General features: G+C 70.5%; 15 protein-coding genes, 1 other RNA gene, 1 pseudogene and 1 other annotated feature. Of the genes and pseudogenes, 6 read left to right on the top strand and 11 right to left on the bottom strand.

What is annotated here, in order from left to right; translation table 11 throughout:
* Window positions 1-430: 430 nt before the first annotated feature.
* The 3 genes from rnpB to BEN78_09510 form a co-directional block, all read right to left on the bottom strand.
* An RNA gene (gene rnpB, locus BEN78_09520) (RNase P RNA component class A) lies at window positions 431-809 on the bottom strand.
* A 116-nt stretch (window positions 810-925) separates the two neighbouring features.
* Window positions 926-1,699 carry a hypothetical protein gene (locus tag BEN78_09515; GenBank protein ASR43572.1) on the bottom strand — a complete coding sequence of 258 codons (774 nt, stop codon included), beginning with the start codon at window positions 1,697-1,699 and terminating at the stop codon, window positions 926-928.
* A 134-nt stretch (window positions 1,700-1,833) separates the two neighbouring features.
* A complete protein-coding gene (locus tag BEN78_09510) occupies window positions 1,834-2,691 on the bottom strand; it encodes a 16S rRNA (cytidine(1402)-2'-O)-methyltransferase (GenBank protein ID ASR45052.1) in 858 nt (285 codons plus the stop codon).
* 55 nt (window positions 2,692-2,746) lie between these two features.
* Between BEN78_09510 and BEN78_09505 the strand changes: the two genes are divergently transcribed.
* The 4 genes and pseudogenes from BEN78_09505 to BEN78_09490 all read left to right on the top strand — a co-directional run bounded on the left by BEN78_09505 (window position 2,747) and on the right by BEN78_09490 (window position 5,052).
* Window positions 2,747-3,007, top strand: a complete 261-nt coding sequence (locus BEN78_09505; GenBank protein ID ASR43571.1) for a hypothetical protein — start codon at window positions 2,747-2,749, stop codon at window positions 3,005-3,007.
* Complete coding sequence (locus BEN78_09500) at window positions 2,992-3,975, top strand: hypothetical protein (GenBank protein ASR43570.1); 984 nt, start codon at window positions 2,992-2,994, stop codon at window positions 3,973-3,975. Before BEN78_09505 ends, BEN78_09500 begins: the two co-directional genes overlap by 16 nt.
* Window positions 3,972-4,352 (top strand): YraN family protein, encoded by a 381-nt coding sequence (locus BEN78_09495; GenBank protein ID ASR45051.1) that lies wholly within the window; start codon window positions 3,972-3,974, stop codon window positions 4,350-4,352. Before BEN78_09500 ends, BEN78_09495 begins: the two co-directional genes overlap by 4 nt.
* Window positions 4,353-4,495: 143 nt before the next feature.
* Window positions 4,496-5,052: pseudogene (locus BEN78_09490) on the top strand (thioredoxin family protein).
* Window position 5,053: 1 nt separating this feature from the next.
* Here the strand turns inward: BEN78_09490 and BEN78_09485 are convergent.
* The 8 genes from BEN78_09485 to glyA form a co-directional block, all read right to left on the bottom strand.
* Window positions 5,054-6,010: a thiamine-phosphate kinase gene (locus tag BEN78_09485; protein ID ASR43569.1), complete on the bottom strand. Its 957-nt coding sequence runs from the start codon at window positions 6,008-6,010 to the stop codon at window positions 5,054-5,056.
* A 16-nt stretch (window positions 6,011-6,026) separates the two neighbouring features.
* Window positions 6,027-6,491 carry a N utilization substance protein B gene (locus tag BEN78_09480; GenBank protein ASR43568.1) on the bottom strand — a complete coding sequence of 155 codons (465 nt, stop codon included), beginning with the start codon at window positions 6,489-6,491 and terminating at the stop codon, window positions 6,027-6,029.
* The gene (locus tag BEN78_09475; protein ID ASR43567.1) at window positions 6,488-6,955 is read right to left on the bottom strand and encodes a 6,7-dimethyl-8-ribityllumazine synthase; all 468 of its coding nucleotides are present in this window, start codon (window positions 6,953-6,955) and stop codon (window positions 6,488-6,490) included. The genes BEN78_09480 and BEN78_09475 overlap by 4 nt, the downstream gene beginning before the upstream one ends.
* A gap of 40 nt (window positions 6,956-6,995) precedes the next feature.
* Entirely contained in the window at window positions 6,996-8,096 is a 1,101-nt protein-coding gene (locus BEN78_09470; protein ID ASR43566.1) for a 3,4-dihydroxy-2-butanone-4-phosphate synthase, read from the bottom strand.
* Entirely contained in the window at window positions 8,093-8,710 is a 618-nt protein-coding gene (locus BEN78_09465; GenBank protein ASR43565.1) for a riboflavin synthase subunit alpha, read from the bottom strand. The genes BEN78_09470 and BEN78_09465 overlap by 4 nt, the downstream gene beginning before the upstream one ends.
* A 94-nt stretch (window positions 8,711-8,804) precedes the next feature.
* Window positions 8,805-8,972, bottom strand: a binding site (FMN riboswitch).
* Between the two features lie 168 nt (window positions 8,973-9,140).
* Window positions 9,141-10,238 (bottom strand): riboflavin biosynthesis protein RibD, encoded by a 1,098-nt coding sequence (locus BEN78_09460; protein ID ASR45050.1) that lies wholly within the window; start codon window positions 10,236-10,238, stop codon window positions 9,141-9,143.
* Window positions 10,239-10,323: 85 nt separating this feature from the next.
* A complete protein-coding gene (locus tag BEN78_09455; GenBank protein ASR43564.1) occupies window positions 10,324-10,848 on the bottom strand; it encodes a transcriptional regulator NrdR in 525 nt (174 codons plus the stop codon).
* A 105-nt stretch (window positions 10,849-10,953) separates the two neighbouring features.
* A complete protein-coding gene (gene glyA, locus BEN78_09450) occupies window positions 10,954-12,237 on the bottom strand; it encodes a serine hydroxymethyltransferase (GenBank protein ASR45049.1) in 1,284 nt (427 codons plus the stop codon).
* 303 nt (window positions 12,238-12,540) lie between these two features.
* Between glyA and BEN78_09445 the strand changes: the two genes are divergently transcribed.
* Window positions 12,541-14,205, top strand: coding sequence for an energy-dependent translational throttle protein EttA (locus tag BEN78_09445; GenBank protein ID ASR43563.1), 1,665 nt, complete (start codon window positions 12,541-12,543; stop codon window positions 14,203-14,205).
* Between the two features lie 40 nt (window positions 14,206-14,245).
* On the top strand, window positions 14,246-14,818 hold the full coding sequence (locus BEN78_09440) for an adenylate kinase (GenBank protein ID ASR43562.1): 573 nt from the start codon (window positions 14,246-14,248) through the stop codon (window positions 14,816-14,818).
* Window positions 14,819-14,847 lie beyond the last annotated feature (29 nt).

The raw sequence follows: 14,847 nt of genomic DNA, 5'->3' as shown, positions 1-14,847 counted from the left end.
GGTGATCGGTACGCGGCGCTGGCAGGAGACCTCGCATGCCTGCGGACCCGCCATGCGCCCTCCCCCGCCATACGGTGGAGGACTATCGCGTTTGCCTCAACCTAAGCGACGAGAGCCCCGCCCCCACCCGCGCGCTGCGCGCGCGACCTCCCCGCGGTGCGGGGAGGGTTGGGGTGGGGGCAGACGCCTGCGCCCTCCCCACCTGCGGGGAGGCCTGGGGTGGGGGGCGGACGCCTGCTCCCTCCCCCGCCATGCGGGGGAGGGCTGGGGTGGGGCGGACGCTCGCAGGATCGGGCCTTTCTCTCTCACCGCGTTCCATCACGCCGCGACCTCGACGAGCGCGCCGCCTCTCGATCAACGCAGCCCATCCAGCCCACAGCACGCGCCGACCTCCCTGCGCTGCAGGGGAGGTCAGCCGCGTCTCAAAAAGGGGCGGAGCCGGCCTGTAAGCCGGGTTCTGTCGTGGACAGTCATTCCTCTAGGCGCATCGTCACCGATACGCTCGAGCAACCTACCCGGACCCGACGCGGGCCGCGTCATGAGGTCCCTATTTGGTCTTGCTCCCGGTGGGGTTTGCCGTGCCGGCCTGTTACCAGGCTCGCGGTGCGCTCTTACCGCACCATTTCACCCTTGCCCGCACCTGGCCGTCCGGAGACGACCGGGCCGCTGGCGGTATCTTTCTGTTGCACTTTCCGTCGACTCGCGCCGCCCAGGCGTTACCTGGCACCGTGCCCTGTGGAGCCCGGACTTTCCTCGGCGCCGGTCTCCACCGAAGTGAAGGCCGACGACGCGACTGTCCGGCCGACTCCGCCGGCGCGCATTGTCGCATGCCGCTCCAGGCGTGGCAGCCTGGGCCAGTGCGATCGCCATCAACGCTGCGCGTCCATGCAGGCTTGTCGCCTGCACGGTACCCAACGATGCCAGTTCAGTCGCGCTCGACGCGGTCGAGCATCGCCAGCATGGCGGCGCGGAACTGCGGCGAGAACGACGCGTCGTTGTGGCCGCGCTCGGGCACGATCTCCAAGCGCTTGTCCTGGGCCGGCAACGGCGTCGCCTCGAACAGCGCCTGCGAGAACCGCGGCGCGGTGACGACATCGCGTTCACCGACGACGAACAGCACCGGCTCGTCCAGCCGTCTGGCGACCTCGAGATTACCGGCCTGCTGCAGCGCCGGTGCGATGTCGAAACGGCGCACCGCCAGCCGCGTCCAGAACCCCGACCGCGCGCGCATCGCTGCGGCCCAGTCCTCGGTCGTGGTCATCGAACTCTCGAGTACCAGCCCATCGAGCGTGCGCGCATCGGCGACATGGCCGGCGAGGAAGCTCCCCAACGATTGCCCGTGCACGATCAGCGGCCGGCCCGACGCCGCGGCATCGCTGCGCAGCGCGTCATAGACCTGCAGGGCATCGGCCTGCAGCGCGGCGATCGTCGGGGTGCCGGTGCTGCCGCCGTAGCCGCGGTGATCGACCAGCACCAGGTCCACCGGCAAGGCGTCGTAGGCCCGCAGCGCGTACTTGGCATGCAGGCCGATGCGGTAGCCGTTGCCGCCGAAGTACAGCACCGTCGCCCGGGCATCGGGCCGCTGCAGCCGCAGTTGATACAGCGAAGCACCGTCGGGCGTTGCGATCCGCGTCTCGGTCGCGGTGTACGCAGGGGACGCGGCACGCAGCGCGGCCAGATCGGTGGGCGGCGCCGGCATCGGCCGAACAAGATGCGATTCCTGCACGCGATAGGCACAGCCGGCCAACACGAGACAGCACACGACGGCCGCCAGACGGCATCGGGGTCGAGACATACGATCGGCATCCTTGCGATGGAAGTCGTTCGACCCGGTCAGGCGTCGTGAGTTCCCTGGCCGTAGAGCGCCTTGCGCGGCGCGCCGCTGAGCTCGGCGGCGACCTTGGCTGAGGTCGACGGCGGCAGGTGACGCGCGAGCGCGGCATAGAGCCGCCGCCCTTCCGCCAGCGCGGCGTCCTCGGACGCCGGGGCGCCTTCGACGAGCACGACGAACTCGCCCTTGCGCTGGTCGGCGTCGGCGACGACGCGCGCGTGCAAGGTCGCCAGATCGCCGTCGAGCACGGTCTCGAACAACTTGGTCAGCTCGCGCGCGACGACCGCGCGGCGCGTGGGGCCGAATGCGGCGACGGCATCGGCGAGCATCGCGTCGATCCGGTGCGAGGATTCGTAGAACAGCAAGGTGCGCGGTTCGGCGGCGAGCGCCTGCAGCCGCTCGCGCCTGGCGCCGGCCTTCGCCGGCAGGAAGCCCTCGAACACGAAGCGGTCGCTGGGCAGGCCGGCCACGCTCAGCGCGGCGATCAGCGCGCTGGCCCCCGGCACCGGCGACACCCGCAGGCCGGCCGCACGCGCGGCCGCGACCAGCCGGAAGCCCGGATCGCTGACCAGCGGGGTGCCGGCATCGCTGACCAACGCCAGCGCCTCGCCACCGCGTAGGCGCTCCACCAGACGCGCCGCCAGCCCGTCCTCGTTGTGCTCGTGCAGCGCGACCAGCGGCCGCTCGATGCCGAAATGACCAAGCAACTGGCGGGTGTGCCGGGTGTCCTCGGCGCAGATCGCATCGACCTCGCGCAACACCTGCTGCGCGCGGGGCGACAGGTCGCCGAGGTTGCCGATCGGCGTGGCGACGACGTGCAGGACGCCCGGCGCGGGCGTGAGGCGGGCGGATGCAGTCATCGTCTCCACAGCGGAACGCTAGAATGCGGCCATTATCCCGCAGCGGAACCGCGACATGACAGCAACCCAGGCCCAGACCGCGCACGCGACCCCGCGCGTCCTCCGTCCCGGCAGCGCCACCCGCCCGATGGTGGCTGTGGCTCTGGTGGCGCTGATCGCGGGGTGCGCGACGGTGCGCACCACCGGCACCACTGGCCCCGGGGCCAGCGACGTCGCCCCCGCCGAGCCGGGCCGCTGGCAGTTCGACGACGCCCGCCCCCCGCCGAGTCCGACGGCTACCGCCCGCCGCGCAAGCTCGCGGTGCTGCTGCCGATGAGCGGCGCACTGGCGACCGCCGCCGGTCCGGTCCGCGACGGCCTGCTGGCCGGCTACTACGGCGAGCGCCGCACGCGGCCGGAACTGGCCTTCTACGACACCGCCGGCACGCCGGCGGGCGCCGCCGGGGCCTATGCCCGCGCGATCGCCGAGGGCGCCGATCAGATCGTCGGGCCCCTGGGCCGCGACGAGGTCGACGCGGTCCTGCAGTCGGCGCCGGCGGTGCCGCTGCTGGCGCTCAACCGCGGCGCGACCACACCGCCCCAGAACGCCGCGGCGTTCTCGCTGGCACCGGAGGACGAAGGCGATGCGGCCGCGCAATACCTGCTGAACCGCAACGCGCGCAACGTGCTGGTGCTCAGCAACGGCGACGACAATGCACGGCGCAGCGTCGACGCGCTGCGTGCACGCCTGACTCAGGCCGGCGGCAGCATCGTCGGCACGATCGCCATCGTCGGCGACACCCCGGTCGACCAGACCGCCGTGTTCCGCAATGCGGTGACCGCCGGTGCGGGCGTGGACGCGGTGTTCCTCGCGATCCGCGGCAACCAGGCGCGCGTGATCGCGCCGCAGCTGTCGGTTGCCGGGCTCGGCAGCAGGCTGCGCCTGGGCACCTCGCAGCTGACCGCGGGCACCGGCAAGCCGGAGGAAGACCAGATCCTGGACGGCATCGTGTTCCCGACCGAGAGTTGGTCGACGGGCGCGAGTGCGCGCTCGCTGCCGCCGCAGGCGACGATCGCGCGCGACCTGCCGACCGCGCGCGGCGGCGCGGCGCGGCTGTTCGCGTTCGGCTTCGATGCCTGGCTACTGAGTGGCTACCTCGAACACCTGAGCCGCAATGCCGAGGCCGGTATCGGCGGCGCCACCGGCATGCTGCGCATCGGCCCCGGTGGTCAGGTCGTGCGCCAGCCGGCGTGGGCGACCTGGCGCGACGGTCGCGTGGTCGCGCAGGCGGACGCCGGCGGTTGAACGATCGCCGCAGCGACGGCCAGGCCGCCGAGCGGGCGGCGCGGGCTCACCTGCAGGCGGCCGGGCTGACCCTGCTGGCCGCCAACGTCGGCTATCGCGGCGGCGAACTCGACCTGATCATGCGCGATGCGCGCGGCGCGTCCGCAACGGTCGTGTTCGTCGAGGTGCGCCATCGTCGCAACCTGCGCTTCGGCGGCGGCGCGGCCTCGATCGATGCCGGCAAGCGCCGCCGGCTCGTGCTGGCGGCGCAGTTGTACCTGTCGCGACAGCCGCAGCTGCGTGACCTGCCCTGTCGCTTCGATGTCGTCGAAACCAGCGGCGATGCGGCCGCGCCGACGCTGCGCTGGATCGAGGACGCATTCCGCGCGGACGATTGAGCGTCTGCTGACGACGCCTGGGCGTCGATCCGTGAGGCCGCGATACCCGATGGCCGCACAAACGCGCCGGCTCCAGCGGGGCTTGAGACGCATCGCACGAGCGCATGCGAGAATCGGCGCGGAGAACCACAGGGGATTCAGGGATGAGGCGATCGATCGCCAGCTGCGTGCTGGCCTGCCTGCTGTTCACCGCTGCGATGGGCAGCGCGTCCGCCCAGGACGCAACGCCACCGGCGGTCGGCAGCCTGCCGCCGCCCTTGCTCGGCAAGGACCGCGCGGGCCGCGACGTCGACCTTGCCGCGCTGCGCGGCAAGGTCGTGATCGTGACCTTCTGGGCCTCCTGGTGTCCGCCCTGCCGCAAGGAACTGCCGGTGCTGGGCATTTCCAGCGCGTGGTGGGCCGCGATGCGCTCGAGGTCATCGCGGTCAACTACAAGGAACCGCGCGCCGAGTTCAACAACGTGGTCCGCCAGAACCGCGACATCGATCTGACCTGGATTGCCGATCCGCGCGGCCGCATCAGCGATCTCTACGGCGTACGGACGCTGCCGCATATGTTCATGCTCGACCGCGACGGCCGCGTGGCATTCACGCATCGCGGTTACAGCGAGCAGTCCCTGCCCGGCATCATCGACGAAGTGCTGAGCCTGCTGCCCGACGAGGTGCGCACGCGTCCGGTGCCGGACACCGCATCGCGCTGACTCAGCCGGCGAAATGGTCCCAGCCGGCGCGCGCCGGCGTCCACGCAGCCCCATCGCCCGTGCGCGCGACGACGCCGTCGCCGGCCACGATGCACCCGATCCGGGTGACCGGCGTGCTGCAGGCCCGCGCGACCGCAGCGATCTCCGCGCGCACATGCGGGGGAGCGGTAAAACACAGTTCGTAGTCGTCGCCGCCCGTGGCCTGCAACGTACGATGTCGTCCAGGATCGGCGATCTCGCGCCGCAACGCCTCGGAGGCCGGCAGCGCATCGACATCGACCTGCGCAGCCACCCCACTCGCCCGGCAGAGATGGCCGAGATCGGCCAGCAGGCCATCGGACACGTCGATCGCGGCATGCGCATGCGTCACCAGTGCCTGTCCCAGCGCAAGCCGCGGGTCCGGCCGGTCGAGCCGACGACGCAATTCGGCATCGCGCGCGCCGCCCTGGGTCCACTGCGCAAGTGCGGCCGCCGCATCGCCCAGGGTGCCGCTGACCCAGACGTCGTCGCCGACCTGGGCACCGTCGCGCCGCAGGGCGTGGCCAGGCGCGACGAAGCCGTGCACCGTGACGCAGACCGACAACGGGCCGCGCGTGGTGTCGCCGCCGACCAGCGCGACCGCGTGCGGACGCGCCAGCGCGTCGAAGCCGTCGAGAAAAGCATCGATCCAGCCGGCGTCAGGGGCCGGCAACGACAGCGACAAGGTGCACCAGGCCGGGCGTGCGCCCATCGCCGCCAGGTCCGAAAGGTTGACTGCCAGCGCTTTCCAGCCGATGTCGGCAGCGGCGGTGTCGTCTGGAAAATGCACGCCGACATTGAGCGTGTCCATCGCGACCACGAGCTGCGCGCCCGGTTCGGGCGCCAGCAGCGCGGCATCGTCGCCGATGCCCAGCACCACATCGCCCCGCTGCACCACACGGGCGCGGATGCGGTCGATCAGCGCGAACTCGCCAGGCACCGGAACGCGAGCGTGGTCAGCGGCCGCGCAGCGCCCCGACCTCGGGCGCGCGCCACTGCGCAGCGGCGCGGTCGAGCACACCGTTGACGTAGGTGTGGCCGTGCTCGGAGCCGAAGCGCTTGACCGTACGCAGGGCCTCGTCGATGACCACGCGGTAGGGCACGTCGACGCGGTGCTGCAGCTCGTAGGCGGCGATGCGCAGCATCGCGCGCTCGATCGGGTCGACCTCGTCGATCTCGCGGTCGAGGAACGGCGCCAGCGCGGCGTCGAGCTCGCGGTAGCGGCTGCCCACGCCGTGCACCAGATCTTCGAAGTACGCCAGATCGGCGACTTCCTTGGCCTGTTCGTGGGCGAACTGCGCGACGATCTCGCGCGCCTGCGCGCCGGACATCTGCATCGCGTAGACGGCCTGCAGCGCGCGGCGGCGCGCGCGCGAGCGCAGCACCGGGTCGACGCCATGGGGTTTGCGGGTCTGGGTCATCCAATCTTGTCCAGCAGGTTGCTCATTTCGATGGCGACCAGCGCCGCCTCCTCGCCCTTGTTGCCGTGGCTGCCGCCGGCCCGCTTCTCGGCGTCGCCGTAGTCCTCGACCGCGAGCACGCCGTTGGCGACCGGCACGCCGGCATCGAGCGCGACGCGCATCAGCGCATCGCTGCAGCCGTCGGCCACTTGCTCGTAGTGGCGGGTGTCGCCGCGCACCACGCAGCCCAGTGCCAACAACGCGGCATGGCCGCTGGCCGCGGCGAGGCGCGCGCACGCCAACGGGATCTCCCAGGCACCGGGCACGCGCACCACGTCGACCGCGTCGTCGGCGACGCCGTGGTCGGCGAACGCCTTGCGCGCGCCGGCGACGAGGGCGTCGGTGATCTTGGGATTCCAGCGGCTGGCGACGATCGCGTAGCGCGCGCCGGCCGGGGCGCGCAGGTCGCCTTCGATGTGACTCATGGGCATGGGGCCTCGCTCAGGCCGGCCAGTTTAGCGCGCGTCATGCCGGAACGGTCTCCACGACCTCCAGCCCATAGCCGGCCAGGCCGATCTGCCGGCGCGGCGTGCCCAGTACGCGCAAGCGGCCCAGGCCCAGGTCGGCAAGGATCTGCGCGCCGGCGCCGTTGCGCCGCCACTGCCCGACATCCTTGTCCTTGCCCGGCGGACGCACGACCGGCTCCTGCCGCAACCGTGCCAGCAGGCCGTCGGCATCGCGCGGCGCCGACAGCACGACCATCACGCCCTGCCCCTCAGCCGCGATCGCACGCAGCGCATCAGTAGCAGCGACGCCGAAATCGTCGCGGCGCCAGTGCAGCAGGTCGGCCAGTGGGTTCTCCACCTGCACGCGGACCAGCGTCGGCGTCGCTGCATCCGGCGTGCCGCGGACCAGCGCAAAATGCAGTTCGTGCGCGATCCGGTCGCGATAGGTCACCAGCCGGAACGGGCCGAACTCGGTCTCGATGTCGCGCTCGTCGATGCGCTCGACGGTGCGCTCGGTGCTCAGGCGATAGGCGATCAGGTCGGCGATCGAGCCCATCTTCAGGCCGTGCTCGCGCGCGAACGCCTCCAGTTCCGGGCGCCGCGCCATGCTGCCGTCGGGGTTGAGGATCTCCACCAGCACGCCCGCCGGCTCAAGACCCGCCAGCATCGCCAGGTCCACACCGGCCTCGGTGTGGCCGGCGCGGGTCAGCACACCGCCTGGTTGGGCGATCAGCGGGAAGATGTGGCCGGGCTGGTGCAGGTCCTCGGGCCGTGCATTGGGCCGGACCGCGGTGCGGATGGTATGCGCGCGATCGTGCGCCGAGATGCCGGTGGTCACGCCCTCGGCGGCCTCGATGCTGACCGTGAAGTTGGTCTGGAACTGCGCGGTGTTGGCCCGCACCATCGGCGCCAGGCCCAACTGGGCCGCGCGGTCGGCGGTCAGCGGCAGGCAGACCAGGCCACGGCCGTGGGTGACCATGAAGTTGATGTCGGACGGCCGGACCAGTTCGGCCGCCATGATCAGGTCGCCCTCGTTCTCGCGGTCCTCATCGTCGACGACCACGACCATCCGCCCGGCGCGGATCTCTTCGAGCAGTTCAGGGATCGGGGCGAAGTTCATGCGTGCGCTCCAGGCGGCACCACGCCGCTGGCGAGCAGGCGCTCGACATAGCGCGCGACCAGGTCCACCTCGAGGTTGACCGCCTCGCCCACCGCGGTGGCGCCGAACGCGGTGTGCGCCACGGTGTGCGGCACCAGCGCCACTTCGAAGCCGTCGGCATCGACCGCGTTGACCGTCAGGCTGACGCCATCGACGCAGATCGAGCCCTTGTGCGCGACGTAGCGCAGCAATGCCGCCGGCGCCTCGAAGCGCCAGCGCTGCGCGCGCGCGTCGTCGTGCACCGAGGCCACCCGGCCGACGCCATCGACATGGCCGCTGACCAAGTGTCCGCCGAGCCGATCGGTCGGGCGCATCGCCCGTTCGAGGTTCACCGCTCGGCCCGCGGCCAGCGCACCAAGCGTGGTCAGCGCCAGCGTCTCGGTCGATGCATCGGCCTCGAAGTGCGCGTCGTCGTGCGCGACGACCGTCAGGCAAACGCCATTGACCGCGATGCTCTCGCCCATCGTCACGTCCGCGAACGGCAGCGTGCCGACCGCGATGCGCAGCCGCGCGTCGCCGCCGCGGGGCTCGTTGGAAACCAGGCGTCCGACGCCTTCGATCAATCCGGTGAACATGTCGCTGCCTCCGTCCGCGCGGTCGCCCGCACGGTGTGCCGAATGGGAACGGTTCGGGACGCGACAGCGCGCGCGGCCGCGAGGCCACGCATGACGTCGTCTTCTCGCATCCGGACTATGACCGTCGGCCCCGGACTTCGACCGGGTCTGCTGACCTGTCGGGCCGATGCGAGGATTTCGCACGTCGCCGGCAGCGCTCGCGGGCTCGCGCGTCGCCGCGCCTACCGCCGGTGGGGACTTGCACCCCGCCCTGAAGACATTCGATTGGATGCCGGACAGGCCGGCGCGGGCATTCTAGCAGCGCCGCGTCCCTTGCCTGCCCTGCGCGGCGGGACGCTTCATTGCACTGGCCTCGCGCGCCTGCCGGGATGCGTGAGCCGATCCGGGGGGCGGGTGTCGCGATCAGGGGCCTTGGATCAGGGAGGCCGGCTCAGCCGGCGGCGAGCGGGCGCAGCCGCAGCCGGATGTCGTCGCCGAAGCGCGCGACATCGATGGTCTCCAACTGCAGCCGTTGCGCCATCGCGTCGATGCCCAGGCCATCGAACAGCGGTCGGGCACGCTCGCCGAGCAGCATCGGGGCGACGTAGAGCAACAACTCGTCGACCAGACCCGCACGCAGCAGCGCGCCCGACAGCACGGCCCCGGCCTCGACCTGGACCTCGTTGATCCCGCGCGCGGCCAGCAACGTCAGTGCCGCCTCCAGGTCCAACCGTCCGTCGCGCCGCGGCAACGCGGCGTGTTCGCAGCCCAGATCCGCCGGCACCGCGGCATCGGCGGCATGCAGATACAGGGTGGGCGCGGCCGCGTCGCGGACCTGGCGGCGCGACAGCGAGGCGAGCCCGGCATCGAGCACGACACGCAGCGGCGGCACGAACGTCGCCGCGTCATCCAATCGCACGGTCAGCGCCGGATCGTCGGCGAGCACGGTCCCGCTGCCGGTCAGGATCGCGCCACTGCACGCACGCCAGCGCATGACGTCGGCCCGCGACTGCGGACCACTGATCCACTTCGACGTGCCGTCGGCCATCGCCGTGCGCCCGTCGAGGCTGCAGGCGAGCTTGACCCGGACCCAAGGGCGGCCGCGCTCGACCCGCGACAGGAAGCCCACGTTGAGCGCGCGCGCCTGCGCTTCCAGCAAGCCGGCCTGGACCGCGACCCCGGCCGCACGCAGCCGGGCAAAGCCGGCGCCGTCGACTTGCGGGAACGGGTCGCGCATCGCCGCGACCACACGCGTCACCCCGGCCGCGATCAAGGCATCGGCGCAGGGCCCGGTGCTGCCGACATGCGCGCACGGTTCGAGGGTCACGTAGGCAGTGGCGCCCTGTGCCCGCTCACCGGCGGCCTGCAGCGCGACCACCTCGGCGTGCGGCCCACCCTTGCGCGCGTGCCAGCCTTCGCCGACGACCGCACCGCCTTGCACCAGCACGCAGCCGACCATTGGGTTGGGCCGCGCCGTCCAGGCGCCGCGCTCGGCCAGCGCCAGGGCATGCGCCATGTGGTGGTGGTCGTCGGTATCGAAGTCGGTCATGCGCGGCATTTCCAGTTGATCAGGGGTGCTTGCGCCGTGTGCCTAAGCGCGCAACTCGGATCCCGCCAACCGCGCGCGCGGCCCGTCAGCGCTTGCGCGTACCGCGACCGGACGGCAGGGTCTCGCCGCCGAGCAGCGGCAATTGCGCATCGGCCGGCAGGTCGCGTTCGAGCCGGTCGAGTTCCTCGCGGAAATCGGCCACGTCCTCGAACGCGCGATAGACCGAGGCAAAACGCACGAAGCCGACATGGTCGAGCTTGCGCAGTTCGGCAATGACGAATTCGCCGACCCGCCGCGACGAGACCTCGCGCTCTGCGGTCATGCGCAACTGATGCACCACCGCCCGCACCGTCGCCTCGATCTGCTCCTCCGACACCGGGCGTTTGTGCAGCGCGCGATCCATGCTCAGGCGCAGCTTGCGCGCGTCGAACGGCTCGCGCCGGCCGTCGCCTTTGATGATCGCCGGCAACTTGAGCTCGATCGTCTCCAACGTACTGAACCGTTCGCCACAGGCCTCGCACTCGCGACGCCGACGGATCGTCGCGCCGTCCTCGGACGCGCGCGAATCGATCACCCGGGTGTCGATGTGCTGGCAGAAGGGGCAGTGCATCAGGCGTGGGGATTCGCGATGGCGGATCGGGGATCGAGACAAGCAACCGCGCCGGGACGCGGCCGTACGCCGCATCCCGACACCTGCATCCCGAACCCCGGCGCGTCAGCCATACACCGGATACTTGGCGCACTGCGCAGCGACCTTCTCGCGCACCGCGGCGATGACAGTGTCGTCGGCCGGTGCGTCGAGCACGTCACAGATCCAGTGGGCCAGGTCGGTGCAGTCGGCCTCGGTGTAGCCGCGCGTGGTCACCGCCGGTGTGCCCAGGCGCAGGCCCGAGGTCACGAACGGCTTGCGCGGGTCGTTGGGCACGGAGTTCTTGTTGACCGTGATGTGGGCGCGGCCCAAGGCTTCTTCGGCCTCCTTGCCGCTGACGTCCTTGCCGATCATGTCGACGAGCATCAGGTGGTTCTCGGTGCCGCCGGAGACGATCTTGTAGCCGCGCTCGATGATGACCTTCGCCATCGCCTGCGCGTTCTTCACCACCTGCTGCTGGTAGGTCTTGAACGCCGGGTCCAGCGCTTCCTTGAACGCAACCGCCTTGGCGGCGATCACGTGCATCAGCGGACCGCCCTGAATGCCGGGGAACACGATCGACTGCAGCTTCTTGCTCATGTCGTCGAACAGGTCGCCCGCACCTTCGCGGCTGGCAACGATGATGCCGCCGCGCGGACCGCGCAGGGTCTTGTGCGTGGTCGAAGTCACGACATGCGCATGCGGCAGCGGGCTGGGGTAAACGCCGGCCGCGACCAGACCCGCGACATGGGCCATGTCGACGAACAGCAGCGCGCCGACCTTGTCGGCGATCGCGCGGAAGCGCGCCCAGTCGATCTTCTGCGAGTACGCCGAGAACCCGGCGACGACCATCTTCGGCTTGTGCTCGAGCGCGAGCCGCTCGACCTCGTCGTAATCGATCAGCCCGGCATCGTCCACGCCGTACTGCACCGCGTCGAACAGCTTGCCCGAGGCGTTGACCTTGGCACCGTGGGTCAGATGGCCGCCATGCGCCAGGCTCATGCCCAGGATCTTGTCGCCGGGCTGGAGCAACGCGAAGTAGACCGCCTGGTTGGCCTGCGAGCCGGAGTGCGGCTGCACGTTGGCATACATATCGTCCTTGGAGCCCGCCCCGAACAGCTGCTTGAGCCGGTCGATCGCCAGTTGCTCGGCGACATCGACGTACTCGCAGCCGCCGTAGTAGCGCTTGCCCGGATAGCCCTCGGCGTACTTGTTTGTCAGCTGGCTGCCCTGGGCGGCCATGACCAGCGCGCTGCAGTAATTCTCCGATGCGATCAGCTCGACGTGATCCTCCTGCCGGCGGACCTCCGCGGCGATGGCCTGGGCGAGTTCGGGATCGAAGCTGTCGAGACGGGCGTCGCGCGGGAACATCGAGAACTCCAGAGATCGGGCATGGCCGGCCATTGTAGCCGGCCGCGCGGGGCGAAGCCCGGCCGGACGCCCTGCCACGGCTCTGCAGCCGGAGGGCGCGGCGGTGCCGGGCTCGCCCGACGATGCGCAAGTGCGCGCCGCGGCCTCAGGTCGCAGGCACCCTCCGCACGGGCGCGACCGTGGTCCCGACGCGCGCAGCCGCGGACGCGTCCCTTGGGATGCGGGCTATAATCGCGGGCATTCTTCTCCCGCCTGACGCCGCCCGACCGGGCCCCGGCGCGGGCAGGCGCAACCGGAGCCCCCATGTCCTCGCAATACATCTACACCATGAACCGCGTGTCCAAGGTGGTTCCGCCGAAGCGGCAGATCATCAAGGACATCTCGCTGTCGTTCTATCCCGGCGCCAAGATCGGCCTGCTGGGCCTCAACGGCGCCGGCAAGTCGACGGTGCTCAAGATCATGGCCGGTGTGGACACCGACTTCGAGGGCGAGGCCCGCCCGCAGCCCGGCATCAAGGTCGGCTACCTGGAGCAGGAGCCGCGCCTGAACCCGGAGCAGACGGTTCGCGAGGCGGTCGAGGAAGGCGTCGGTGAGGTGCTGCAGGCCCAGGCCGCGCTCGAGGCGGTCTACGCCGCCTACGCCGAGGAAGGCGCCGACTTCGACGCACTCGCCAAGGAACAGGAGCGCCTGGAGGCGATCCTGGCCGCGGGGGATGCGCACACGCTGGAGAACCAGCTCGACGTCGCCGCCGACGCGCTGCGTCTGCCGCCGTGGGATGCGAAGATCGGCAACCTCTCGGGCGGCGAGAAGCGCCGCGTGGCGCTGTGCCGCCTGCTGTTGCAGAAGCCGGACATGCTGCTGCTCGACGAACCGACCAACCACCTCGACGCCGAGTCGGTGGAGTGGCTGGAGCAGTTCCTCGCTCGCTACACCGGCACCGTCGTGGCCGTCACCCACGATCGCTACTTCCTCGACAACGCCGCCGAGTGGATTCTCGAACTCGACCGCGGCCGCGGCATTCCGTGGAAGGGCAACTACACCGACTGGCTGACGCAGAAGGATGAGCGCCTGAAGCAGGAAGAGAACCAGGAGAAGGCGCGCCAGAAGGCGATCCAGAAGGAACTGGAGTGGTCGCGGCAGAACGCCAAGGGCGGCCGCTCCAAGGGCAAGGCGCGCCTGGCCCGTCTGGAAGAGCTGCAATCGCAGGATTACCAGAAGCGCAACGAGACCAACGAGATCTTCATTCCGCCGGGCGAGCGCCTGGGCAACTCGGTGATGGAGTTCAAGAATGTCAGCAAGAAGTTCGGCGACCGGCTGCTGATCGACAACCTGTCGATGATCGTGCCGCCGGGCGCGATCGTCGGCATCATCGGCCCCAACGGCGCCGGCAAGTCGACGCTGTTCAAGATGATCACCGGGCAGGAAAAGCCGGACTCGGGCGAGATCATCGTCGGACCGACCGTGCAGCTGTCGTACGTCGACCAGAGCCGCGACAAGCTCGAAGGCAACCACAACGTCTTCCAGGAGATCGCCGGCGGTCTGGACATCCTCAACATCAATGGCGTGGAGATCCAGTCGCGCGCCTACATCGGCCGCTTCAACTTCAAGGGTCAGGATCAGCAGAAGCTGGTCGGCTCGCTGTCCGGTGGTGAGCGCGGTCGCCTGCACATGGCCAAGACGCTGCTGCAGGGCGGCAACGTGCTGCTGCTCGACGAACCGTCGAACGACCTGGACATCGAAACGCTGCGCGCGCTGGAAGACGCGCTGCTGGAGTTCCCGGGCAACACCTTCGTGATTTCGCACGATCGCTGGTTCCTCGACCGCATCGCCACGCACATCCTCGCGTTCGAGGGCGACAGCCACGTCGAGTTCTTCCAGGGCAACTACCGCGAGTACGAGGAAGACAAGAAGCGCCGCCTCGGCGACGACGCCGGTCCCAAGCGCCTGCGGTTCAAGGCCCTGAAGTGACCCCACGAGGCCCCGCTCACCCCGGGGCCTCCACCCGGCCATGATCCCGACCCATCGCCTCCACATCTTCGGCGCGTCCGGAAGCGGCACCACCACGCTGGGCGCCGCACTGGCCGCACGCCTGGCGCTGCCGCACGTGGATGTCGACGAGGTCTACTGGAAGCCAACCGACCCGCCTTACACCGAGAAGGCGACGCCGGACGAGCGCATCGCAGCGATCGAACAACGTCTGGCCGGTCATGACGGGTGGATCCTGACCGGCTCGCTGGTGAGTTGGGGAAGCAGTCTCGTCGCGCGGTGCACGCTGGCAGTCTTCCTCTCGCTCGACGACACCGAACGCATGCGTCGCCTGCACGCGCGCGAACGCGCTCGCTACGGCGACCGGATCGCGCCCGGTGGCGACATGGTCGAGCACCACCGCGCTTTCATGGATTGGGCTGCGCAGTACGAGACGGGCGGGCCGGAGATCCGCAGCCGGGCGATGCACGACCGCTGGCGGCAAACCCTGCACTGCCCGGTCATGACGCTCGACAGCCGGCAGTCGCCGCAGGCGCTGGCCGATGCGATCATCGCCCGACTCCCAAAACCGGGGTCAGAGTCGATTTTTCCCTGACCCCGTACCCACAACGCCCTCGGCACACA

This window comes from Xanthomonas citri pv. mangiferaeindicae, assembly GCA_002240395.1.
GTDB lineage: Bacteria > Pseudomonadota > Gammaproteobacteria > Xanthomonadales > Xanthomonadaceae > Luteimonas > Luteimonas citri_A.
The sequence above is the reverse complement of the archived record's forward strand: the minus strand, read 5'-3'. Positions and strand labels throughout refer to the sequence as shown.